The sequence below is a fragment of the Erythrobacter donghaensis genome (assembly GCF_001557325.1).
In the GTDB taxonomy this organism is placed as follows: Bacteria; Pseudomonadota; Alphaproteobacteria; order Sphingomonadales; family Sphingomonadaceae; genus Erythrobacter; species Erythrobacter donghaensis_B.
The window spans coordinates 1-217 of record NZ_LSJS01000256.1 but is presented as its reverse complement, the minus strand read 5'-3'; the positions used below and the strand labels follow the sequence as shown (position 1 = coordinate 217).

The window sequence follows — 217 nt, the reverse complement described above, 5'->3', positions numbered from 1 at the left end:
GGATCTCGTCGGCAGCCGCATCCTGATCGAGGGCGAGGAGATCGCGCTCGCCCCCCCGGCGGTGCAGACGCTCGGGATGGTGCTCCACGAACTTGTCACCAATGCCAGCAAGCACGGCGCGCTCTCGAACGAGCGCGGGCAGGTGCGGCTGCACTGGGAACGGCGCGGCAATGGCGCCGAGGCGCGCTTCGTATTGATGTGGAGCGAGAGCGGCGGG

General features: G+C 69.6%; 1 pseudogene. It reads left to right on the top strand.

Annotation, left to right across the window (positions count from 1 at the left end):
* Window positions 1-217 (top strand): annotated as a pseudogene (locus AX692_RS20265) (histidine kinase); the annotation flags it as partial.